Source organism: Microcoleus sp. M2_D5, assembly GCF_036701935.1.
Taxonomy (GTDB): domain Bacteria; phylum Cyanobacteriota; class Cyanobacteriia; order Cyanobacteriales; family Microcoleaceae; genus Microcoleus.
On the sequence record NZ_JAUBRP010000008.1, the window covers coordinates 77,133 to 100,567 of the forward strand.

Consider the following 23,435-nt stretch of genomic DNA (forward strand, 5'->3'; position numbering starts at 1 on the left):
TAGTGGTCTCTATGTCTTTCGGTCTGAGCTGGCGAGCGTATATCAGCGCCCTCTTCAACCATCTGCTACAAATTATAGCATTTACCCAGAGACAAAATTAGTTATCTATCTTGGTAATTACTTTTTATTTTTCAGGCTAGTGGATTGCCTTAGTTGCCTTTACTCTTGTCGCCGCCTTATGCACAATTTCATTCCAGAATCGCGCTTTTTTCCATATCTGACTTGGAGAGAAATTCAGTCTATGCCGGATAAGGAAAATACTGTGATAATTCTGCCGCTAGGTGCGATCGAACAGCACGGCCCCCATTTGCCTTTAATTGTAGATGCGGCAATTAGCGCGGCAGTTACAGGCCAAGCCCTGGCAAAGTTAGAGGCAAATATTCCCGCCTATGCTTTGCCACCTTTGTACTATGGTAAGTCAAACGAACACTGCCATTTTCCCGGTACAATTATGCTCAGTGCTCAGACACTTTTAGCAGTAATCAGTGAAATTGCGGACAGTATTTATCAGGCTGGCTTTCGGAAATTAGTGTTAATGAATGGTCACGGCGGACAGCCACAGGTGATGGAAATTGCGGCGCGGGATATTCATCAAAAATATCAGGATTTCTCTGTTTTTCCGCTGTTTGTTTGGCGGGTTCCTAATGTGGCTGCTGAATTATTAACTGCCAAGGAGTTGGAGTTGGGAATTCACGCGGGTGGTGCAGAAACGAGTTTGATGTTGTCAGTTTTGCCCCAACAGGTGAAAATGGAACTGGCCGTTTGCGACTAGCCCCAGGGTTTGCCAACAGACAGTTTGCTGAGTGTGGAAGGGAATTTGCCTTTTGCTTGGCTGACGCGAGAGTTGACACAAAGCGATGTGTTGGGCGATGCGACGGCGGCGACGCAAGAAAAGGGATCTCGTATTCTCGAATCTCTCTCTGACGGCTGGGCACAAGTTATCAAAGATGTTTACAAATTTCGACAGCCGGGAATTAATTAAAACACGCATCGGCATCCAGAAACCGGGTTTTTTACCTAATCTGCGGTCTACAATCTGTGTATTTTCGTAAAAAAACCCGGTGTCTAAACAAGGAGTGCGTCAGTCGTATAAAAATTAAGAATTAAAAATCAAAAATTATTCTAATTTGTGTCAAAATAAGTCTAAGAAATTTTTTGAGTTGGAAAACTAACGATGAGTGTAAATTCTAAATTGCAGCGCGCATTTGAGCAAGGTCGCGCCCTGAAAATTATCAGCGGTTTAAATAATTTTGATGCCGCCAAGGTTGCGGCTGTAGTCAAAGCAGCGGATCTCGGCGGTGCTTCCTTTGTCGATATTGCTGCCGATCGCGATTTGGTATTGACGGCAAAACAGTTGACAAATTTGCCAATTTGTGTATCGGCTGTGGAACCGGAAAAGTTTGTGCCTGCAGTAGAAGCCGGCGCTGATTTGATTGAAATTGGCAACTTTGATGCTTTCTACGCAGTAGGCCGCCGCTTTGAAGCTGAGGAAGTTTTGCAATTGACTCGCGAAACTCGATCGCTATTTCCAAATATCACTCTTTCTGTAACAGTTCCCCACATTTTGGCACTCGACAAACAAGTGCAGTTAGCAATTGAATTAGTCAAAGCAGGGGCTAACATCATCCAAACCGAAGGTGGCACCAGCGCCCAACCAATTCACGCCGGCACATTGGGATTAATTGAAAAAGCAGCGCCTACTTTGGCCTCCGCCTTTGAAATTTCCCGCGCCGTATCCGTCCCCGTACTCTGCGCTTCCGGTATCTCCAGCGTCACCGCACCCCTCGCTATTGGAGCCGGCGCTGCGGGTGTTGGTGTCGGTTCTGCTGTCAGCCAACTTAATAGCGAAGTGGCGATGATTGCGGCTGTTCGCAGTTTGGTTGAAGCTTTGGCTTTGGTTTCGCGATCGCACTTGCCGGCTTCCATTTAATTAAGAAGGAAGTTCGGCAACGGATTCTGTAACGGATGTAACGGATGTAACGGATGTAACGGATGTCCGTCGGAAGTTCGGCAACGGATTCTGTAACGAATGTAACGGATGTCAGTCCGATGTCCGTCGGAAGTTCGGCAACGGATTCTGTAACGAATGTAACGGATGTCAGGAAGAAGGGAGAAGGAAGTTCGGCAACGGGTTCTGTAACGGATGTAACGGATGTCAGTCCGATGTCCGTCGGAAGTTCGGCAACGGATTCTGTAACGGATGTAACGGATGTCAGTCCGATGTCCGTCGGAAGTTCGGCAACGGATTCTGTAACGGATGTCAGTGTGATGTCAGTGTGATGTCCGTCGGAAGTTCGGCAACGGATTCTGTAACGAATGTAACGGATGTCAGGAAGAAGGGAGAAGGAAGAAGGAAGATTTTTTCCATCCCCCACTCTCCCCTTCTCCCATTATTCCCGTCTTCCCCTCCCCACTTTTCCACTCTTCCTTAATAATTGATAAACCACACGGCATAATCATCTAATAACTGATTGTTTCGGGAGATTACATCAACTGATTCTAACTCTGATAAAGGCAGCATAAACTTTTGGCGATCGCTGACGCGCTGCACTTCCACAAATATGCCTTCTTCCTGAAGCACCAAATCCTCCAAGCGATTAATTGTGAATCTATCAGTATAAGAAGGTTGAGTTTTTTTGAGCCGTGCATATTCTTTTTTGCTGCCGGAACCCATTGTATATTCTTCTTCCCATTCAAACTCTTCTATGCCGGTAACGTGGCAGGGTAGTTGAATATTTTGCTTGATGTAGTCTAGATATTTGACGGAATTTTTTAGGCTGAAGTTAATATTTTTTGATCCCAAAATCTTGCTGATTTTAGTTTCAAATTGCTTGGTATTAAATGGGAGATTTTCATCGAGATGCGCTAACATTTCTGGATCGAACCCCGCTCTCAATTCGGATAATTCCTCCAGCAGCCTCTGAAAGTCGTTGAGCGGTTTCGGTCTTCTGCCTGCTACAATGGTTTCATCAAGCTGAACTGGAGGAAGTTCTGATTGTGAAGGAAGGGATTGGCTTTGCTCTGGGCGATCGTCAACTTTAGATTTGTTAACTTTAGATTTGTTAACTTTAGGCTGGTTAAGTTTAGGCTTGTTAAATTTAGGCATCGCTCGGTCTCGCTGGGTCGGTTTATCAATAAAGTATATCTTGGCAGAAGTACATTCGTGTCTGATAGGAGGAAGCTGTAATGCAACTACTGAAATCACCTGATGAATCGCCAGTCTATCAAGGACAATTCGGCGAGTTTACGATTACTCAAAACGATCGCACGGGAGTGTTGATTTACCGCGCTGGATTGGGGGTGGCGGCGCTGTGTTTTGCGATCGGCACTACTCTGGTGCTGCAACAGAGCGACAACCCGATGGCAATCCAAGCTGTAACGCCTGTTTTTGCTTGTTTCTGGATAGCTTTAGGCGTCAGCTTGGCAACTATTCACATTTACATGATTGCGCTGCATCGAACACTACAGGCGTTTTGGGCGATCGGCGGCGCGGCAGCATTGTTTGTCGCCCTACAAAGCAGCCAACCTCTAGCTTTAGCAGTGTACGAACATCCCGCCACGTTGTGGGGAATTGGCTTTACGTTTGCAGCCTTAAATGGCATTTATTTTAAGGAAGCATTCTGCTTTAATCGCCTCGAAACTAAGTTTTTGACTCCGGGAGTTCCTTTATTAATTTTAGGACATATATTCGGATTTTTGTCAGCCGAAAATGAACAATTTTTGCTAGCAGTTTGGGCGGCTTTGTTTATCATCTTTGCTGTGCGTAAGTTTTTTCAACCAATGCCGCAGGATATTGGGGATAAAAGCGTTTTTGAGTATCTGAAACACCAATAATTTGGGAATTTGGCATGGGAAATGGGGGATTGGACATTGGGGAATTCTATCATTTTCCCGCTATTTCCCTCTTCCTCAGTCTCGCCGAATCTACCTCCATACCATAAAACATCTAGAGCTAGTTAAAATGAGAATTCGTCTAATCCGCCGCCGAGAAATGTGGGTAGTTACCAAGGAAGGTTGGGTAATTGCTCTGATGGGATTAATAATTACAATGCTCTTAATTATCACAAATATATATCCGTTTTTGGCGGTAAATGCGCCGATTAAAGCAGATGTTTTGGTTGTCGAAGGCTGGTTGCCGGATTATGCGATCCAAAGTGCGATCGCACAATTTAAAAAAGGCGAATACCGCCAATTAATTACCACAGGAGTTCCTTTAAGTAAAGGCTACTTTCTTGCTGAATATAAAAATTATGCCGAACTAGCTGCCGCGACTTGTATTGCGCTAGGATTTGATAAAAACAAAGTAGTAGCAGTACCAGCAGCGAGTGTTCTCAAACACCGCACGGCTGCTTCTGCGATCGCACTTCGAGATTGGCTGGCTGCTTCTGCCATAAAAGTTGAGTCAATTAATCTTTATTCTTTTGGCCCTCACGCCCGCAGAAGTTGGATTATTTTCAAAGAAGTGCTGAATCCTGACATTAAAGTCGGGATTATAGCTGCTGAACCGCAAGATTACAATCCCCAAGAATGGTGGAAATCGAGCGAAGGTTTTCGGACTGCGATCGGAGAAGTTATTGGTTATATTTACGTCCGTTTCGTTGATTGGAAAGCTTAGCCAGTAATTGTCAACCTCCCTCTTAATTTTCTTCGCCTTCTTAGCGCCTGCGCGGTTTGTAAAAAACATTTATATAGCAGTTTTAAATCTGTGGAAATACAGGACAATGCTCTGCCGTTTTCTACCATAATTTAATCAAAAATGATAAAATTTTTCTCAGATAAGTTGAGGGCAACTCGTTGTTAGAAGAACGCGCTTACTGGTTAGCATGGTCGCAAATTAACGGAATCGGGCCGATTTTGTTGCAAAGATTGCACCAAAATTTCAATAGTTTGGCAGAAGCTTGGACGGCAAAACCAGTAGATTTAATGCGAGTCGAAGGGTTCGGGAAGCAGATAATTGAAACCATTGTGCAAGAACGAACCAAACTTAATCCTGAAGAACTTATCGAAAAACATCTTATAAAAAATCCCTGTTTTTGGACGCCGGCAGATTCAGATTATCCCCGCTTATTATTAGAAATTCCCAATCCGCCACCAGTGTTGTATTATCGCGGTAATGTCGATCGCAAAGAGAATCAAGGAATTACGCCGACGGTGGCAATGGTTGGTACTCGCAGCCCAACGGAATACGGCAGAAGGTGGACTCGCAAAATTAGTACGGCTTTAGCTAGAAGCGGTTTTACTGTGGTTTCGGGATTGGCGGCTGGCATTGATACAGAGGCTCATACAGGCTGTTTGGAGGCGGGAGGAAGGACTTTTGCAGTAGTGGGGACGGGAGTAGATATTGTATATCCTAAACAAAATGAGAGGTTGTGCGATCGCATTTTGCAGCAGGGATTGGTAATTAGCGAATATCCGGCGGGGACTCAACCGAATAGAACTAATTTTCCCCGCCGAAATCGCATAATTGCTGGCTTGAGCCGCGCTACAATTGTGATAGAAGCTCCGCATAAATCGGGTGCTTTAATTACTGCTTATCAAGCGAATGATTTTTGCCGGGATGTGTATGTTTTGACGGGCAGATTGGATGATGAGCGTTCGTTTGGGTGTTTGGAATTGCTGAGTAAAGGTGCTCATCCGATTCTGCCAAATAGCGATCGACTTTTAAGCGAAGACAGGTTGTTGGAAATGCTCGGAGCTATGCCAAAATTGGATAATGCCGAGCAGTTGTCGCTATTTCCTCCAAATCCGACGGTTGAGAAGCAAGGGCCGCCGTTGGAGCCGGAATTGGCTAAGGTGTTAAGTGCGATCGCCTCTGGGCCGATTTCTTTTGATACAATTGTGGAAGCAGCGGGATTAGAAGCGGGAACGGTTTCTAGTATACTTTTGCAGTTGGAATTGTTGGGATTAGTTTCGCAGTTGCCGGGAATGCGATATCAGCGATGCTGATGTGAAAAAAAACTGGGCGGTTGAAACCCCGTCTACACAGACAAAATCCGCCTGCGCGGATTGAAGACAATGGAGGACACGGCATTGCCAATTGGTGTCAACTTAAGGTAAAACCGATAGTCCGACAGGGAATGAATTCCCTGTCTCAAAGCTAAAGTCCTCGCTATGAGGACTGAAGAACTCATTAGTCGTCTTCAGACGACTTTAGCTATTAGACAGGGGTTTCAACCCCTGGCGGACTGACGGATGAGCGAGAAGACTAACGGACTAAAAGCTTAAGTTGACACTAATGGGCAATGCCGTTTCCCTGCTCCATCTCAAATCAATCCGAAATTAACGGCAGTGATACTGCTAGCAGAAACTCCTGCCAGAGAAGCTAAAATCTCCCCTGTTTGTGCAAACCGGATTAAAGTTGCACCGCTATCTTGGACAATTGCCAATTGCGAGAAACTCAATCCGTTACCCAATACTAACAAGTCTTGACCGACTTCAAAGTCAGCAATAGTATCAATACCGGAATTGGTAGATAATAAGAAGCGATCGCTCCCTACATCCCCTACTAAGGTATCATCGCCCAAATCGCCACTCAGGAAATCGTTACCCTGACCTCCTAGCAGAATATCATTGCCTTGACCGCCGTAGAGGGTATCGTCGCCCTTTTCACCAATTAGGATATCTTCACCTCGATTGCCAGAAAGGAAGTCATTGCCTGCGCCACCTGTCAAAGTATCAAAACCCTTACCGCCATAAAGGGTATCGTCACCAATTCCACCATCTGTTACGTCGTTGCCTTGATTGCCATTCATCCAATCATTGCCATCAAGGCTAAATAACAAGTCATTTCCTTTTTTACCGCGCAATATATCATCGCTAGCGCTGCCAGTAATGGTATCATCGCCATCTGTGCTTTCGGTAGTATTTTCCCCATCTTTAACAAATTCAATACCGCTTTCTGGGAATGGTTCTTCGGGTGTAGACGGTGTACTGGAGTCATCAGTATCTAAAGTATTGCGGACTGTGGGATTGTTAGCTGTCGCCGACTGGATTTTGGTATTTAGAGATGCACCAGTATTTTCGGAAATCGCCGACTGAATCGTTTTATTTCCGGCTGCAACTTGCAGTAAATCTTGGGCTACTTGTCCTTGTGCGACTTTTTGGATGCGGGCGATTTCTGTCGCGGCATCTGAGGGCGAGGTATTGCTGGATGCGATCGCACCTATTCGCTGATTTCCCTCTGCAATAATTTGGGCAGCATCCGAAGCAATACTAGAGAGTTGCGGTACTTGCAGTTGACTTGTCGCCGACTGAATAATCGCCTGCAATTGTGTGGAATTGCTTAAGTCGAGAGTGCCAGATTTAATTTGATTGGCAACGGCGGAAATTACGCTAGAGGCAATTTCATTTTTCGCGGTATTTGAAGCACCGCTAATTAAATCTGTGACTAAAACAATGGTATTTTGTACCTGAGCGTGGGCTGCATAAACGACCAAACCGTTCTGGTCGTTTTGAGTAATTGCCTCTAGCGGGTCGTAGCTAGTCAAGTCAATTGCTGACGACACTCCCAGTGCAGATTTCACCTGAATTTGCGCCTGATTAGGGTCAGTACCTTGCTCGACCAACTCGGTCAATAAGGTAGTTAACGGAGTGACGACAATAGCATCAGGTGTGGCAAATAGCGGCGTTTGCTGCGGCAAATAAGTAGAGGTATTGATGCCGTCTATGAGTACAATTTTGCCTTCATCCGGTTCGAGGTCGCCGCTATTATTTTTGTCGAATTGGTCAAGAGAGACATCTAAGTCAAAGCTGCCATCTGCGTTAGTAATTGAGAACGGTTCGTTGTCATCCTGAACTCCATTAAAGTTGGCATCGAAGAAGACAGTCGCCCCTGCCATGTAACCGTTAATTGCTCTACCCCTAGTGCTAGAACTCGGCCCCAAAGTAAACTTAGCTAACTCAAATGTGGCAAAGTTATTATCGTAGACTGTTTTGTAATCTAATCCACAAGGATAAGATATACTGAAGCGCTTCCCAAATACTTTGAAACTTTTATCACAGAATTTGACTGAAATGGACTTAACTTGAGCACCCAAGAAAGCATTAACTTGTCCTGTTACATCAAACAGTTCCGAGGGTTTGCTGATGCGGGAAGTAATTTCCGATGTTCGGATTTTGCCGTCGCCACCTTGTTTCGGTTGGAATTCTCCGATATCTATTAAGTCAATGCCGACTTTTCCTTGAATTCCACCTTTGACATAGCCCTCGGCAATGCCAACATCTATCCCAGCACCCACGGCAATACTAGCGTCAAGCCTGAGTTCGTCAACATCTCGTCCTGTGCCGTCAGCATTTTCGCGATCGCTCACATAAAATCCATCCAAAACTTTGCCAGCAGAACCCGCAGCAAAATTCGAGTTTTTCCACTCATTTAGTCCGTAGGTATCGTACCCAAATCCTAGATGAGCGACAGCACTAAACTTGCCTTCCAGTAAACCCTTAAGCGGCCCCCATATCGGAAAATCTTTCCGAATATTAAAGTCAAATCCCAGTTTTGGCATCTGATAGGTAAATACCGGAACATCCGGTTTACCTATCAGTAACTGAATCGCAGTTTGCGGTTTGGTCAAGAGGGGCACATCAAAGCCATCAATGTCTTGTAAAGCATTTAAAAATTCCTTGACCTTGCCGCTTGTTTTGGAGTTGATTTGTTGGTTGGTGGTTTGCTGTAGGACAGTTTTTGGAACCGGGGAAGCGTTTTGCAGATTCGCACTGTTATCGGCAACATCTATATTCCCCAGAGTGTAGGAACCTAAGTCGATTTTATCGGGAGAGTTCGCTATTTGGTTTGCCAAATTCACGACTTTATCAACCTTGGCAACCGCATCTAAAAAGCGAGTATCGATATCGCGACCAGAGATTTTTGCTGCCAGCTCTAGTACACTGACTTTGCCATCCCCATTTTTATCGAATGGTCCCGCTATACCTAGTTTAGAGAGTAACTTGGTGTCGGCATTCAGAAAGTTGATAACTGGTCGAAATGGTTTAATGACATCGGAAATTTTACCGATTATTGGTTTGGCAAAGTTATTGACAAATGTTCCCAAATCTAGTTGCATATTGTTAAATGCAACTGTGGGCTTTTGCGGGCCAGTTAATTGACCGTTAGCGTAATTTAGGATCGGCCAATTAACTGCTAAGTCGAAGTTATAGGAGGGGAATGCAGCATTGCCGTTGATGCTGGTTTTTGCTGTGAGACCGAGATTAGCATTGCTCGTTAAGTTGGCATTGAATAAGTCTTTAAACTGATAGTTGCCTTGCAGTTCTGGCAACGTGAGGCGAGATCCATCATTCGGGCCGCCCAGATTGTCTAAGTCATTGAGCTTGACTTCGAGGTTGGCATCGACTTTAGTAGGGTTTTTGGCATCGTTGGCGAGGTCTACTTGGAAAAAACCTAAGTTGCCTTTAGCCTTGAATTGGTCATCTAGGCCCAAGTCAATGTTGGCGGTTAACTTGGTTTTGTCAGTATCTATGTAGCAGCCGAAATCTTTACTAACACCAACTCCTAGGGACAAGTTGAAGTTGTATTTTGATTTTGCTTTTCCATCTACATCTAAGCTTAATGCCGGCACTCCTAAGTTTTTAGAGAGATTGAGATCGGGAAACTGATATTGCTTGCCAAGAGTAATTAGCAAGGTACTTTCATCAGCACTAGAAGTCCCAGTTAGAGCAACATTGAAAGTCGAGCCAAGTGCAGTGCGGAGGCTACTTTCTAACTGACTCAAACTTTGATTAGCCCCATTTTTAATCGTATCGACTAGCTTAGTCTTGATGTTGCTAATAAAATCTGGGGAAATGTTCTTCAGCGGGCCGACAATGGGTAGCTTAACTGCCTGTAATTGGTCGTCAAGAATTTTCTCAAGTTTATCCAATCCAGCTTCTACGCCGCACCAATTCTTCTGTGTGTCGATGGTACCAACAGGTGTCGGTGGTGTCGGTGGCGTCGGCGTCGGCGTTGGAGTCCCAGTTGTCGGCGTTGGTGTCGGAGTACCAGTTGTCGGTGTCGGCGTTGGTGTCGGAGTGCCAGTTGTCGGCGTCGGCGTCGGAGTACCAGTTGTCGGTGTCGGCGTTGGTGTCGGAGTACCAGTGGTCGGCGTCGGAGTTGGAGTACCAGTTGTCGGCGTCGGAGTTGGAGTACCAGTTGTCGGTGTCGGAGTTGGCGTCGGAGTTGGTGTCGGGGACGGTGGCGCTACATCGTTATCGGAGATCGCCACTGTCACCCCTGGCACCACAACCGCATTATACTTAGCATCAGTGCTACTCACACTGTGAGTGATATTACCGCTGTGCGCGCCTTCCACAACCGTATCGTCAACAGCTTTCACCGTAACGGTTTGAGCGACATCCCAATTATCCGCAGTGAAAGTCACAGGCGCGATCGCCTGAATCTGATTACCTGTTGTGAGAGTGATAGTTACCGGGGCGATCGGCTGGCTGTTGAGTTTGACTGTATAACTGCCATCCGCACCGCCTTCTGTAGCACTTGTGCTCGCCGCAGAAATGCTGACACCTACTGTGTCGTTGTCGGTAATCGCTACATTTACATCCTGAAGGGTCTGACTGCTATACTTAGTGTCGGTAGTGGTAACAGTGTGAGCGATCGTGCCGCTGTGCGTACCTTCGGCTTTGTTATCCTCGGTAGCGGTGACAGTGAGTGTTTTGGCAACATCCCAATTCGTGCTGTCAAAGGTAACAGGGGCGATCGCATTTATTTCACTTCCGGCATTAAAGTTAATGGTAACAGGGGCGATCGGCTCCGACGTTAACTCGATCGCATAACTGCCATTCGCACCGCCTTCTGTAGCAGTTGTTGCCGTGGGAGTAATAGAAATACCAGCCGTATCATTGTCCTTATTGCTAAGGCTAACATCCGCTGCATCTAGCTTATAATTCGGATCGTCGCTAACAGCAAGCGCTGTGACAATTTTGTAGTTAATATCGCCGTCAGCAATACTATCATTAACCCCTGTTACTGTCACCGGCTGCGGTGTATCCCAGTTAGCCGGAGTGAAAGTTATGCTATTAGTCGAAACTGTTCCCTCCGCAACATTATCACTGCTCAAACCGATAGTCACATCAGCAGTTGGTTCAGTATTGAGAACCACAGTAAAGTTAGCCTTGGTGCCATCTTCACCAGTAGTTAATCCCGCCGTCGGATTCACCGTAATTCCCGGAGTTTCATTGTCACTGTTGGTGACGGTGACATCTTCAGGATCGAGGTTATTGTAATTAACATCGTTACTCACAGCAGCAGCCGTGACTATTTTGTAAGGTTTAGGGCCATCAGCTACTAAATCTACAACACCAATTATCGTTATTGTTTGCGGTTGATTGTAGTTAGCCGGAGTGAAAGTTAAGCTATTAGTTGAAACTGTTCCTTCTTCAACATTGTCACTCCTCAAACCGATGGTAACGTCAGCAGTGGGTTGAGCGTTGAGTTTGACTGTAAATTCTGCCTTGCCACCAGCTTCACTGGTAGTTAATCCCGATAGTGGGTTAACAGTAAAGCCAGCTTTGTCATCATTAGTAATAGTTGTGGTAGCGGTAGCAGTGGTAATTGTGGGGGTTACGCCCGGGCTGGTGGGATTGGACAGGGTGACGGCTATGGTTTCGTCGGGTTCAACTAGGGTGTCGCCTAATACATCCAGAGTAATGGTTTTGGATGTTTCATCGGCGGCAAAATTAATTGTGCCAGTAACAGTAGTTACCCCTGAAGTGCCGCCAATGTTGTTGTAATCGCTGACGTTTGTAGCTGTGCCGGCGATCGTATAATTGATGCTACTTGCCCCGCCTGTGTCGCCACTGCGAGTCGCGGTGAAAGTCAGAGGTTTTGTGCCGCTATTACCTTCAGGAATGCTGGCAGTACCGGCAGCAATGGCATAAGAAACAGTACCGTTGGCTGCAATAGTTAATGTTGTTTGTTTGGCTGTACCGGCAACGCCTCCGGTGATTGTGCCGAAGTTGAGGATTGCGGTTTCGGCGTTTTCAGGGAGATTGTCGGGTTTGATAGTAACTGCCACATTCTGGGTGAGTGCGGCACCTGTTGCGCCTGCGGGGAAAGTAATTGAAGTAGGCGAAAAGGCGTAGTCGGAATTTTGGGTGGCACTGCTGCTGGGGTCGATCGCAATTGGTACAATTACATCAGCAAAAGGAGTGCCACCGCTGATGGTGACGGGAATATTAACTACTGTATCCGCAGTTCCTTCTGTACCGCTGTAAGTTGCTGAACCGAAATTAACTGTATTCGGTGTATTTAGCAGCACGGAAACGTTGTTAGGATTGAAGTCGGTGGTGGCCACGTCAGGCAAATTGTCCCCGTTCAAATCCTTCGCAATAACAGAAGTAGGCGACAATCCCGCATCTAAATCAGCAGTCTTGGTAAATGTGCCGTCGCCATTCCCCAACAGAGTTGAAACCTTGTTATTTTTCACGACAGCCAAGTCTTGCTTGGAGTCACCGTTGAGATCCGCCACCGTGACGAAATTAGGACTCGAATCCACTGGAATTTCCGTATTAGTAAAGCCCCCACTACCATTTCCTAGCAAAATTGAGATGCTCTTAGAATCAATATTTGCCACAGCCAAGTCGGGGAAGGGATCAGTGTTAAATTTCCCCACAGCCACCGAATATGGCCGCGACCCCACTGTAATATTATTGGCAGCGCCAAAAGTGCCACTGCCATTCCCTAGCAGAATTGAGACAATGTTTACACCTGCGTTATAGCTTGTGACAGCCAAGTCTTTTGTGCCGTTGCCGTCAAAATCATCGACGGCAATAGATTGAGGTGCTATTCCTACCAAAAAGTTTTGAGGAGGCGCAAAAGTGCCATCAAGATTCTGCAATAGAATTGAGACGACACCATTAGTATTGGGGGAACCCGTGGCACGATTAGTTGCTAAAGCTAAGTCTGTCCTGCCATCACCGTTAAAATCTTCTGCAGCAATGTATTTAGTGAAAATCAGCGAGTCGAAAGATAGATCGACGGGAGCACCCAAGCCAGTGCTACTCCCATAAAATATTGAGACAGAACCATTCTCATTATCTACAACCAAGTCGTCATAGATATCTGGATTAAATTTAGCAACAGCGAGGCCATTTCTCCCCCGTGGCAAGAGAGTAGCGGCCCCAAAGCTACCCGTACCATTTCCTAACAGAATTGATGTGCCCCTACCACTACCACTGGTGGAAGCGCCACTGTTGGTCACAGCTAAGTCTTTTTTTCCGTCGCCGTCAAAATCTCCGACATCGACGAAGACAGGATCTGAACCTACGGGAAAATTAGTTGCCGCACCGAAACTATTCAAAACGTACTCGTAACCCGCTAATACTTCGGGTTCAAATACCAGCGGCGTTTCTATTTTCCCGGTTCTCACTTCCAGTTCCCAGTCGCCACCCTTTGCTGCACTTCCCGTGAGGTTTTGGGAAGCTGCAACGTTTGTATTTGTAAGTTTGGCAATTCGTTGGATGAAGGCGAAACCGTCTATATTTCTGGCGTGTTCATTATCTATGGCGTATTCATTATCTATGGCGTATTTATCATCTATGGCGTATTCATCCGATCCGCCGGGGGTTGAAACCCCCGTCTCATAGCGAAAGTCCTCTGAAGAGGACTCAATAGCCGGCTTGTTTTCAGTCGGTTTCAACCGACTTGAGCTTTGAGACAGGGAATTCATTCCCTGACGGACTTTCGGGTAAGCAGTCGGTTTCAACCGACTTGAGCTTTGAGACAGAGAATTCATTCCCTGGCGGACTTTCGGGTAAGCACCAGAGGCTGCCACATTACAACCGTAAATCAGAATGTCCGCATCAACAGTTAAAGCACTCCGCCACTGCTGCAATTTCTCGGAATAAGTTTCCAGATTATTTAAACTCAAGCAGCCATTACCCAATTGCAAGCTGCCGGGAGCACCGTGAGAAACAATGTGAATGCTGTCAATATTGCTACGAAGACCTAAAATTTGAGTAATTTGGTCGATCGCATCTTTATTCCCATCCAAAACAACTACTTCCGTACCCGGTTTTACCCCGGCCATCAAACTTTGATAATTTTCAACTTGAGTGTCTATAAAGGCGATCGCACTTCCTGAAACTTGATTATTTAAATTTGGCATAATACACCTACTAATAGCTAAAAAAAGACAAGGATTTCCCTGTTTCGCGACTTGCATCCGAAACACTTTCTGAAGGTTGTAGTAACCATAACTGTTTTTTAAGAGAATATCTATAAAGTTTTCTTTATAAACACCTTTTTAATTAAAGTTTTGATAAAGTTGGGGGATTTTATTAAGTAATATTACGGATGAGCCAGCGCGAGGTGGATGAGATAACACAAAAAAAATTCAATAGCAAGTGTCATTATACTGAAATATTAAGAGCGCGATTTTTGATACATATGTGCGATCGGCGGGTCGATCGCGCGGTCAGAAACCGGGTTTTTTGCCCAGAAGACACGTTACAGCCGCAGAAACAGGAAAAAACCCGGTTTCTTGGCTTTTGATGCCTCCAGGACTATAAGCTGTTAGCGATCGCCAAGATTTTTCCTAACACCCACCCCTTGTATTCTGAAAGAAGTAGATTGCGATTTACCGTTGGGTGGGGCGGGTTTATTATATTGTCTGCGATCGGCAATTATTGTTGATGAACCCGCCCCTACAAGTTATTTGTGGCAATCTTTACGCGCGATTCCCTAGGGGATAGCTTCGCACGCGCGGACTTAGGATCGCGAATTAAATAACTTATAATTTTAATTGTTATTGTGGGATGGGCGTCCCGCCCGTCCTTTTTGGAAGGGCTTTCAGGCCCATCCCACAAACTTGTGGAAGTTATTTAATTCTCATTCCTTACTTCAAACTCCCATCTATCCCCGCTAAAATCTCCTCAGCTTGCCCGCACAAAGCAGCGTGACAGCAGCCATTACTCGCCAACAATCCCCCCCACTGACTCACATCTCCCCGGTTATATTGCAAAGCAGAACCGTCAAAACGAGTAAATTGACCGCCCGCTTCAGTCAAAATTAATTCCGGTGCCGCTAAATCCCAATCTTTCGGCGCAGACTTTCCCGAAAGCGCAATATAAACATCAGCCTTTTGTTCGACAATTGTCGCAATTTTGCAGCCAATACTGCCGACAGCTATTTGATTTTGACAAGGCAGTTTGTGCAATAATTGATTAAAGCGATCGTCCCGGTGACTGCGGCTGGTTACTATAGATAAATCTGCCACTATATTTCGCGCCGAAACCTGCAACTTGACCGCAGAACCGTCCCGATTTTCCATAAAAGCGCCAGCATTTTGCACCGCGTAATAAATCTTTTGCTGTTCGGGCCAAGCCACAACTGCCAATATCGGTCTTCCCTCGAACGCTAAAGCAATGTGAACTGCAAATTCCCCTGTCCTGTCAATAAAATCTCGCGTTCCATCCAAAGGGTCAATAATCCAAACCCAACTTTGAGGTAAGGGAATTTGACCGTTTTTTTCTAAATAAGATTTGTAAGTTTCTTCGCTGAGATAGCCAAATTCTGCATTCCCTAAAGCCGACTGCAATCCGTCGAGAATGTAAGAATTGACAGCGACATCGGCGGCGGTGACGGGGCCATCTTTTTTCTCTTGGATGTCGAGGTTAGGAGTGTTGGAGTCCTGGCGATAATAGGATTGTAGGATATCTGATGCACTCCAGGCGATCGATCGGGCAATTTCGCTGATTTCTTCGAGAGTTTTCATGAATTTCTTTTGTTTGAACCGCAGATGAACGCCGATTAACGCAGATTTCTGTAGGGGCGATACCCCCGTGCCCGCCCCTGGGAACCATACATTACCAACTACCAATTAATATGAGGATATTTCCATTCATAATAATTGGGAAACACAAAATTAGTAAACGAAACCGAAATACTAACATCCAATGATTTTACATGATGCCACCAACCGACAGGAATAAAGATAGCTTCTCCCGGTTCCAAAATCACTTCAATAATTTTCGCATCTCTGTAAAGCGGGTATTTGTCATAATCTGGATTTTCGCCGTCAACTTTGCTGAAAACGCCGACATGATTGTAAAGCAGAGGTGTTTGTTGGGGAGAAATCAATTTAATTAGTTTGCGACCAGACACTTGAGCTAAAATTAAATTAACTGGGTCGTGGTGGAGTGGTGTAATCGTGCCTTTCGGGCCGAACCAAAAGAAAACTCTGCCTTTTGTATCCGTTGGATTGAGGTATTCGGGAAAAATTTCAATGTCGTTAAATAGCGGTTTAAATTCCTCTCTTTCCAGAGTTTGGTTGTTAGCAACCATGTAATAGTCGTTGCTAGGCCCGCCCTTGACCACCATCTCTACATATTTGCGGAACAAAACAATTTTTTTGTGATTTTCTATCTTAATTTCGTAATTAGGGTCGGAATTGCGGTTGGCTTGAATTTGTACCTCTGCATCGCCATATTTTTGCTGCAAATATTCCGGCGTCCACAACTGCAACGCTTTCCAGTTGTGCATGATATTGGTAATAATTACTGGAGTATTTTTGGCGTAGTAATTTTCGAGAAAATACTCTCGCGAAAGGCTGCTTTTGCGTTCGATTGTGCCAAACTTGGAAGACAATGCAGCTAATTGATTGTTAATCCTGAGATGCGATTCTAATTTCTGCAATAACTGGACGTAATGGCTGCCTGCTTGGAAGTAGGGATGAGATGATATTTCTCTAACTTCTGCGGTGGCTGTTTCCGCATCTATGCCGGTACTTATTAGCGCTTGAATGATTTCGGCGTCAGGTTGATTTAATAATTTGTTGGCCGCCACCCACTGTTTCATATTGTCGGGGACTTCTGGTTTGCTTGGCGCTGCGAGTAGATTAGGCAAGTTTTGCGTCAGCCATTCTAGATTAACCTGTTGTTGCTCGCTTAGGGTAATCCGCAAAGGGGGAAGGGTGATACTTAGAGGTTGGGTGTCAGGCATGATTCGGGTATGTTGTTTTGGGAGTGTTTTGCGTGACTTTAACTTGTCTTACTAATATAGCAATCTTGTTAACGAACCGCGAAGGCGTTAAGGGCGCAAAGGAAGAGAAGAGAGAAGTTCACAAATTTTGTCGAGGTTGCTGTCAGGATTTTAACTCAACAAGTGTTGCCAGTTCAAGTTTTCTAGCTTTGAGCGGTTTTAACCGGATACTTTGGTTAATTTTAATTTAAAATTAACTCTTATTCATCCAGGCGCGGGTTCCGAAGTTTTTGCAGGAATGGGAAGCGATTTTAGCTGATGCGGTGAGAGTATCTGTAAAGTTGTTATTTTGCAAAATGTAGTGACAGAAAGCGCCGTGAAAGATGTCGCCCGCGCCTAAAGTGTCTGTGGCTTGAATTTGAGGTACTTCTATAGTGCCGTAACTGCCATTGCTGAGGTATAAAATTGATTTTTCGCCGCGAGTGATGGCAATATTGGGAATTCCGGCTGCTGACAGGTAAGCAAAAACTTGTTCGGAATTGTCGCAGTCGGGGGGATAAAAGTTATCGGAACATACCGCCCATTCAACGAAAGGCAATATTTCCTCTAATCCGGGTTTCCAACTGCCGCCGTCGAGGACAATGGGAATGTTTTTTGACTTGGCAAGTTGAGCAATTTCTTGGCTGGCTGCGATTTGATGTCCGTCAACCAGTACAATATTAACCGATGTTAAAATATCCCGGTTAATTGTTTCACTGTCAACTTGCGATTTCGTAGCATTGATGGAAATTACCGATCGATCGCCCGTTGCTTCAGTTACAATAATCGAGGAAACTGGCGGCGAGTGCGATCGCCCTGGTGCCAAATCAATTATCCTGACATTATACTCCGCTAAGTCTGCACGAATTAATTGGGCGATCGCGTGAGTGCCCAAAACACCTGCCCATACCGCCGCATTCCCCAAATAGCTAAAAGTCACCGCAGCATTCGCCGCCGGCCCGCCCGCAGCAATGGTACAATCAGAAGCAACAACTTTCTGATTTTCACCCGGAGGCCCAACAGCCAAATAAACTAAATCTAAAGTCGCCAATCCCAAAAACAATCCAGTTTTCATATCTTCTTAAATATGTGGCATGGGCGTCCCGCCCGTGTCCCATCTGCGTGGCATGGGCGTCCCGCCCGTGTCCCATCTGCGGTTAAAAATCCCAATCTTAAAATGCAAGCAAACCCCAATACAGGAACACTTTACATCGTCGGAACCCCGATCGGCAACCTGGAAGACATGACATTTCGCGCCATCAAAATCTTGCAAAAAGTAGACTTCATCGCCGCCGAAGATACCCGCCATACAGGCAAACTTTTGCAGCATTTCCAAATCAAAACGCCCCAAATCAGCTATCACGAACACAACCAACACCAGCGACTGCCCGAACTCCTCGAAAAACTGCATTTAGGCAAAGATATCGCCCTCGTCACAGATGCCGGAATGCCTGGAATTTCTGACCCCGGATACGAGTTAGTCAAAGCTTGCGCCGATGCTAATATTAACATTATTCCGATTCCCGGCCCGACCGCCTGCATTGTTGGGATAACTGCATCAGGATTGCCCACAGAGAAATTTGTATTTGAAGGTTTCTTACCCGTGAAAGGTCAAGAACGCCAACAAAGTTTAGAAACTTTGCAAATAGAATCCCGCACTATAATATTATACGAATCTCCGCACAGATTGCGGCAAACTTTACAAGATTTAGCAAATACTTTGGGAAGCGACAGACAGATTGTGCTGGCGAGAGAGTTAACTAAAATGCACGAAGAGTTTTGGCGTGGTAGTATAGAAAGTGCGATCGAGCTTTACACCAATCGCGAACCCCAGGGAGAATTCACCCTCGTAATTGCCGGCATCCAAACAGCAGCCCCAATATTTTCCGAAGACGCCATCAAAGCAGAATTGCAAACATTAATTGCCGAAGGCATAAGTCGTTCCCAAGCCAGCCGCCAGCTAGCGCAACAAACATCCCTCCCGCGCCGCCAAATCTACCAACTCGCCCTCACAATTGGCGACAGCGAATCACTAGAACAACCCTTAGATAACTTGTGAATATCTCTCTGCGCCCTCTGCGCCCTCTGCGGTTAAATAAAAAAAGCTAGATACTCACTCAGAATTATATGGTACGCGGAAACTACGATCGACAAAAACCATATTTACGCAACCCCCACATCAACAAACCAATCGCCGAAATTTATGCAGACTTAGACGCCTTTAGCTGGGAGATATTTGAAGACCAACCCCACCGCTTCGATACCGTCAGTTTCTACGTCTTGCTTCCCCCACTGTTTTACGAAGGGCTTTTCATCAAAGGAATTTATTTCAGCGAAGCAGTCGAACTCATCAACAAACTATTTCCCCAACTTTCCTCAGTCTTTTTCTCCTTCACCTATTCCCCCGGAATCTCCTATTCCTGGGCACCTGTAGCCGACGCCTACTCCAGTTTATACAAAAACCCGCAGCGAGATAAGTGGTTTCGCGAAACTTATGTCGATCGCGCCCACAAACCAATCATACCACTGCAAGACACCGACTTCATCAACGAATACTTAATTTGCCCGCGCAACGTCCCCGCAAAAGACATAGACTTGCTAGCCGTCGCCCGAATTTCTGAAGAAAAAAATTTGCCAATCATAGCCAAAGCCTTAAAAGTTTACCGCCAAAAATATCCGCAAAAACCGATAAAACTAACAGTAGTCACCGGCCACGAATTTGATGCAAGCGACCTGAAAACTCTCGACGAGTACGCATTAAAAGAATGGCGACAAGTGGAGGCTATTTTAGGCAATCCCTCCGACTACATTAACTTAGTGCCGAGAGTTGACTACTACAGCGAAATTCCCACATATTATTCGCGGGCGCAAGCATTCGTCCTCGGTTCCCTCCTCGAAGGAAAAAACCGGGGCATTACCGAAGCCATGAGTTGCAACGTACCAGTAATTTGTTTTGAAGAATTCAACCAATACGCCAGAGGCAACTCGCCCGTTTTCCCCGAAGGTGCGGGCCTTTACGCCAAATTTGACCCAGAATCTCTCGCAGATACTATATATACAGTATTGGAAAATCAAACAGAATTCAAACCGCGATATCAGTATTTAAAGCATTGCGGTCGCAAGAACTTTTTCAATACTTGTACAGACAGTTTTCCTTACTACCAGCACAACATTCCCGACTACAAACCGGGAGATGCGATTAACAATTTGTGGCTGGATTTGGCGGTACAGCAAAATTATCAAGTTAGTTTGAATAGCTTTGTGTACGGAGGTTCTCCCTTGTCTCATATTCGCGGGATAAATGCGATTGGGCACAATCTCGGCGAGTTAACCAAGTTTCAATGAGAGATAATTTGGAATTATTAAACCGCAGAGGCCACAGAGGACACAGAGGAAAAGAAGAGAGAGATGAATAATTCTGATGTCAACCCGTGGTATTCATTCTCTAGCGACTGGTAGATGGTCGGCTTCTGTTGACAATATCCGCAAAAATCTTACTGGCTAAAACTCTTGCTAAATTCACAGGAACAGCATTGCCGACCATTTTGTATCCATCAGCAATATACTTGTACTTAAAAATAAAGTCATCCGGGAAAGTCTGAACTCTCGCGCACTCTCGCACAGAAAGCCGACGGTAAGGCTGAGGCGAATTGGGATCAAAAATGCGTTTGTCTTTGCCAACCAAAATCATTTTACTAGCTTGAGGATGGAGAGGCGCGTGTCTGCCGCTTGCCTGAATTGTAAAAGAAGGTTCCGACCAACTTCTCACTCGATTCCGCGACATATAAATGCTGGAAAACCCCAAATCGGCACATTCGTGATTTGGGACAGAATCGTGATAATTATCTAATTTACCCTTAACTGACATAGGGGCGATCGCCTGCAAATCAAAAATCGCATCTTTCAGCGTCAAAACCTCGGTTCCAGGTTCGGGAAACTCAAAACCAAAACCCAGATTTTCCCGATAGCCAACAACAATCACCCTTTGCCTATCTTGCGGAACACCAAAATTTCTAGCATTCACCAACTTGTACGAAACCCGATACCCGATGTCCTCAAACTGCGATAATATATAAGTGAAAGCATCCTTGTTTCTGGCAGCCAAGATACCGCTAACATTCTCAGCTAAAAAAAACAAAGGCTGCTTGTCCCGCACAATTCTGATATACTCCCAGAAAAGTTGACCCCGACAGTCATCAATCCCTCGTTTAGCGCCTGCTTCACTCCAACTTTGACAAGGAGGCCCGCCAATTATCCCAATACAGTTGGGAATTTCATCAGATTTGATTTTTCTGATATCTCTGCCATCTAAAATAGTTTCAGGATGATTGAAATTATACGTATCCCAAATAGACTTATCATATTCATTCGCCCAAACCGGATTAAACCCAGCCAAGCGAAAACCCAAATCCAACCCCCCACAACCAGAAAACAAAGAAATAATATCCAAAGCCACCTTTTTTAACCCGCAATAAATACAATAAATCAATTATAAACCTCTATTTTATAAGATATCTATCTCTTACTTCTCTCCCTCTGCGCCCTCTGCGGTTAATAAAAAAAAATCTAATTCACACACAAACAGAACTTATCATCCTCAATGAATGCAGAATCCATCCTCCAATCTTACCAACACTTCGGCGTCCACCTCGGCCTAGAAAGAATCCACCAACTTCTCCAAAAACTAGACAACCCCCACAAACAAGTATCAATTATCCACATTGCCGGCACCAATGGCAAAGGTTCCGTTTGCGCTTATCTCTCTTCCGTACTAACAGAAGCAGGCTATCGAGTTGGACGCTACACATCCCCGCACTTAATCGATTGGACAGAAAGAATTTGCATCAACCAAAAACCGATTTCCCCAACAGAATTGCAACAGTGTCTAGAACGAGTTGTCGCCGCTACTCAAAAAAACACCGAAACTCCCACTCAATTTGAAATAATCACCGCAGCAGCTTGGTTGTATTTCGCCGAACAAAAAACAGACATCGCAGTCATAGAAACTGGATTAGGAGGAAGATTAGATGCGACTAACGTTTGCGAAACACCTCTCGCTAGCGTCATTACTTCTATCAGTCTCGACCACTGGCAAATACTCGGCCCCACTGTGGCAGATATTGCGGGGGAAAAAGCGGGAATTCTCAAATCGAAGTGTCCGGCAGTTATCGGAGAATTGCCAGAATCAGCTAGAATAGTAGTAGAAAAACGCATTCAAGAATTAGACTGTCCGGCAACTTGGGTAAAACCAGCAATAGATTTAGGACAAGGATTCGCAGAATATCAGTTAAATCAAAATGCAGTTAAAATAAAATATCAATTGCCACTGCTGGGAACAATTCAACTAATGAATTCAGCAATTGCGATCGCAACTTTGCAAACTCTCCAAAACCAAGGATGGCAAATATCCCCAACCGCCATCGAAAACGGTATCGCCAAAACCCAATGGCCCGGAAGACTCCAGCAGACAACTTGGAAAAACCGCAATATATTAATTGACGGCGCGCACAACCCCGCCGCCGCGATCGCCCTGCGCGAATATGTAGATAATCTTAACAGTTCCCAGCCACCGATTAACTGGGTAATCGGCATTCTGGGGACTAAAGACTGCGATGATATTTTGAAAGCATTACTCAAAAAGGGCGATCGGCTTTACCTAGTACCCGTACCAGATCAAAACTCATCATCCCCCGCAGAATTAGCCGCCCAAGCTCAAATTATCTGCCCCGAATTAACTCTCTGTCAAGCCTTCCCCGACTTAACAACAGCTTTAGATGCTGCTGTTACAGGCGACAACCTAACAATCCTTTGCGGTTCGCTTTATCTCGTCGGCTATTTTCTGCAACAACAACAATCCCAAGCTTAAACGCATCAGAATTGTGTTTCTTCCTCAGTAAAGATAGGAGGCCACAATTCAGAAACGGGCAATTCCCAACCGGGAAAAAGTTCTGCTACTGTTAAGATATCGCCATTTCCTAAAACAGTCGGTTCACCTGTAGATCGATAAACAGTCACTGTTTCTTCATCAGGATCGATCAGAATTCCGACAATCGCACCCAACTCTATAAACTTCAAAACCTTGGTTTCTATAGGCTTAATGCGATCGCTCTGAGATTTAATCTCAACCACCAAATCGGGGACAAGTTCTCCAAAATAACGCGGACTTTGGCGCAAGCGGGCGGCGCGCACAAAAGAAACATCCGGCGCTTTCACATTCGTATCCGGCATGATGAAACCGCCTGCGGAGTCAAAGACTCTCCCCAAGCGACGGGGATAAACCCAGTTACCCAGCAAACGAATCAAAATACTGCTGATTTCACTGGATACGATGTCTGATGGCCCCACAATTGAAAGTCTCCCGTCTTCTAGTTCAATTTTGTAATCTAAACCCGCTTCGGAAAAAAGGGTTTGAACTTGGTTTAAATCTTTGAGTGTCATCGCTGGCATAAGAATTTTATCCTATTCTGAGCTG

At 45.3% G+C, this 23,435-nt stretch carries 15 protein-coding genes and 1 pseudogene; 9 read left to right on the top strand and 7 right to left on the bottom strand.

Annotation, left to right across the window (positions count from 1 at the left end; translation table 11 throughout):
- Nucleotides 1-178 precede the first annotated feature (178 nt).
- From QUA50_RS05780 to QUA50_RS05790, 3 genes and pseudogenes are all read left to right on the top strand, one after another.
- Nucleotides 179-982, top strand: a pseudogene (locus QUA50_RS05780) (creatininase family protein).
- Between the two features lie 192 nt (nt 983-1,174).
- Nucleotides 1,175-1,930, top strand: coding sequence for a DUF561 domain-containing protein (locus tag QUA50_RS05785; RefSeq protein WP_333264980.1), 756 nt, complete (start codon nt 1,175-1,177; stop codon nt 1,928-1,930).
- A gap of 62 nt (nt 1,931-1,992) precedes the next feature.
- Nucleotides 1,993-2,280 (top strand): hypothetical protein, encoded by a 288-nt coding sequence (locus QUA50_RS05790; RefSeq protein WP_333264981.1) that lies wholly within the window; start codon nt 1,993-1,995, stop codon nt 2,278-2,280.
- A 148-nt stretch (nt 2,281-2,428) separates the two neighbouring features.
- On the opposite strand, the gene QUA50_RS05795 is transcribed toward QUA50_RS05790, so the two are convergent.
- Nucleotides 2,429-3,106, bottom strand: coding sequence for a calcium-binding protein (locus QUA50_RS05795; RefSeq protein ID WP_333264982.1), 678 nt, complete (start codon nt 3,104-3,106; stop codon nt 2,429-2,431).
- An 80-nt stretch (nt 3,107-3,186) separates the two neighbouring features.
- Here QUA50_RS05795 and QUA50_RS05800 point away from each other — a divergent pair, with 80 nt between their 5' ends.
- The 3 genes from QUA50_RS05800 (at nt 3,187) to dprA (ending at nt 5,946) form a co-directional block, all read left to right on the top strand.
- Entirely contained in the window at nt 3,187-3,834 is a 648-nt protein-coding gene (locus tag QUA50_RS05800) for a DUF2301 domain-containing membrane protein (RefSeq protein WP_333264983.1), read from the top strand.
- 127 nt (nt 3,835-3,961) lie between these two features.
- Nucleotides 3,962-4,615: a YdcF family protein gene (locus QUA50_RS05805; RefSeq protein ID WP_333264984.1), complete on the top strand. Its 654-nt coding sequence runs from the start codon at nt 3,962-3,964 to the stop codon at nt 4,613-4,615.
- Nucleotides 4,616-4,794: 179 nt separating this feature from the next.
- The gene (gene dprA, locus QUA50_RS05810; RefSeq protein ID WP_333264985.1) at nt 4,795-5,946 is read left to right on the top strand and encodes a DNA-processing protein DprA; all 1,152 of its coding nucleotides are present in this window, start codon (nt 4,795-4,797) and stop codon (nt 5,944-5,946) included.
- A 317-nt stretch (nt 5,947-6,263) separates the two neighbouring features.
- On the opposite strand, the gene QUA50_RS05815 is transcribed toward dprA, so the two are convergent.
- From QUA50_RS05815 to QUA50_RS05830, 4 genes are all read right to left on the bottom strand, one after another.
- On the bottom strand, nt 6,264-14,111 hold the full coding sequence (locus QUA50_RS05815; RefSeq protein WP_333264986.1) for a DUF4347 domain-containing protein: 7,848 nt from the start codon (nt 14,109-14,111) through the stop codon (nt 6,264-6,266).
- Nucleotides 14,112-14,840: 729 nt separating this feature from the next.
- Nucleotides 14,841-15,719, bottom strand: coding sequence for an inositol monophosphatase family protein (locus QUA50_RS05820; RefSeq protein WP_333264987.1), 879 nt, complete (start codon nt 15,717-15,719; stop codon nt 14,841-14,843).
- Between the two features lie 98 nt (nt 15,720-15,817).
- Entirely contained in the window at nt 15,818-16,945 is a 1,128-nt protein-coding gene (locus tag QUA50_RS05825) for a cupin-like domain-containing protein (protein ID WP_333264988.1), read from the bottom strand.
- 232 nt (nt 16,946-17,177) lie between these two features.
- Complete coding sequence (locus tag QUA50_RS05830) at nt 17,178-18,038, bottom strand: PfkB family carbohydrate kinase (RefSeq protein WP_333264989.1); 861 nt, start codon at nt 18,036-18,038, stop codon at nt 17,178-17,180.
- Between the two features lie 102 nt (nt 18,039-18,140).
- On the opposite strand from QUA50_RS05830, the gene rsmI reads away from it, so the two are divergent.
- Both rsmI and QUA50_RS05840 read left to right on the top strand, forming a co-directional pair.
- On the top strand, nt 18,141-19,022 hold the full coding sequence (gene rsmI, locus QUA50_RS05835) for a 16S rRNA (cytidine(1402)-2'-O)-methyltransferase (protein WP_333264990.1): 882 nt from the start codon (nt 18,141-18,143) through the stop codon (nt 19,020-19,022).
- Between the two features lie 68 nt (nt 19,023-19,090).
- Nucleotides 19,091-20,308, top strand: a complete 1,218-nt coding sequence (locus QUA50_RS05840; protein WP_333264991.1) for a glycosyltransferase — start codon at nt 19,091-19,093, stop codon at nt 20,306-20,308.
- 100 nt (nt 20,309-20,408) lie between these two features.
- Here the strand turns inward: QUA50_RS05840 and QUA50_RS05845 are convergent, their stop codons facing one another.
- Nucleotides 20,409-21,419: a DNA cytosine methyltransferase gene (locus QUA50_RS05845; RefSeq protein WP_333264992.1), complete on the bottom strand. Its 1,011-nt coding sequence runs from the start codon at nt 21,417-21,419 to the stop codon at nt 20,409-20,411.
- 144 nt (nt 21,420-21,563) lie between these two features.
- Between QUA50_RS05845 and QUA50_RS05850 the strand changes: the two genes are divergently transcribed.
- The gene (locus QUA50_RS05850) at nt 21,564-22,829 is read left to right on the top strand and encodes a folylpolyglutamate synthase/dihydrofolate synthase family protein (RefSeq protein WP_333264993.1); all 1,266 of its coding nucleotides are present in this window, start codon (nt 21,564-21,566) and stop codon (nt 22,827-22,829) included.
- 5 nt (nt 22,830-22,834) lie between these two features.
- On the opposite strand, the gene QUA50_RS05855 is transcribed toward QUA50_RS05850, so the two are convergent.
- A complete protein-coding gene (locus QUA50_RS05855) occupies nt 22,835-23,410 on the bottom strand; it encodes a Uma2 family endonuclease (RefSeq protein ID WP_333264994.1) in 576 nt (191 codons plus the stop codon).
- Nucleotides 23,411-23,435: the final 25 nt, after the last annotated feature.

Bases quoted from the DNA above. Each gene is read 5' to 3' on its own strand.
- QUA50_RS05830 (WP_333264989.1), bottom strand. From the start codon at position 18,038: ATGAAAACTGGATTGTTTTTGGGATTGGCGACTTTAGATTTAGTTTAT.
- QUA50_RS05795 (WP_333264982.1), bottom strand. From the start codon at position 3,106: ATGCCTAAATTTAACAAGCCTAAACTTAACCAGCCTAAAGTTAACAAA.
- QUA50_RS05805 (WP_333264984.1), top strand. From the start codon at position 3,962: ATGAGAATTCGTCTAATCCGCCGCCGAGAAATGTGGGTAGTTACCAAG.
- QUA50_RS05790 (WP_333264981.1), top strand. From the start codon at position 1,993: ATGTCCGTCGGAAGTTCGGCAACGGATTCTGTAACGAATGTAACGGAT.
- QUA50_RS05850 (WP_333264993.1), top strand. From the start codon at position 21,564: ATGAATGCAGAATCCATCCTCCAATCTTACCAACACTTCGGCGTCCAC.
- QUA50_RS05825 (WP_333264988.1), bottom strand. From the start codon at position 16,945: ATGCCTGACACCCAACCTCTAAGTATCACCCTTCCCCCTTTGCGGATT.
- QUA50_RS05820 (WP_333264987.1), bottom strand. From the start codon at position 15,719: ATGAAAACTCTCGAAGAAATCAGCGAAATTGCCCGATCGATCGCCTGG.
- rsmI (WP_333264990.1), top strand. From the start codon at position 18,141: ATGCAAGCAAACCCCAATACAGGAACACTTTACATCGTCGGAACCCCG.
- QUA50_RS05815 (WP_333264986.1), bottom strand. From the start codon at position 14,111: ATGCCAAATTTAAATAATCAAGTTTCAGGAAGTGCGATCGCCTTTATA.
- QUA50_RS05840 (WP_333264991.1), top strand. From the start codon at position 19,091: ATGGTACGCGGAAACTACGATCGACAAAAACCATATTTACGCAACCCC.
- QUA50_RS05855 (WP_333264994.1), bottom strand. From the start codon at position 23,410: ATGCCAGCGATGACACTCAAAGATTTAAACCAAGTTCAAACCCTTTTT.
- QUA50_RS05785 (WP_333264980.1), top strand. From the start codon at position 1,175: ATGAGTGTAAATTCTAAATTGCAGCGCGCATTTGAGCAAGGTCGCGCC.
- QUA50_RS05800 (WP_333264983.1), top strand. From the start codon at position 3,187: ATGCAACTACTGAAATCACCTGATGAATCGCCAGTCTATCAAGGACAA.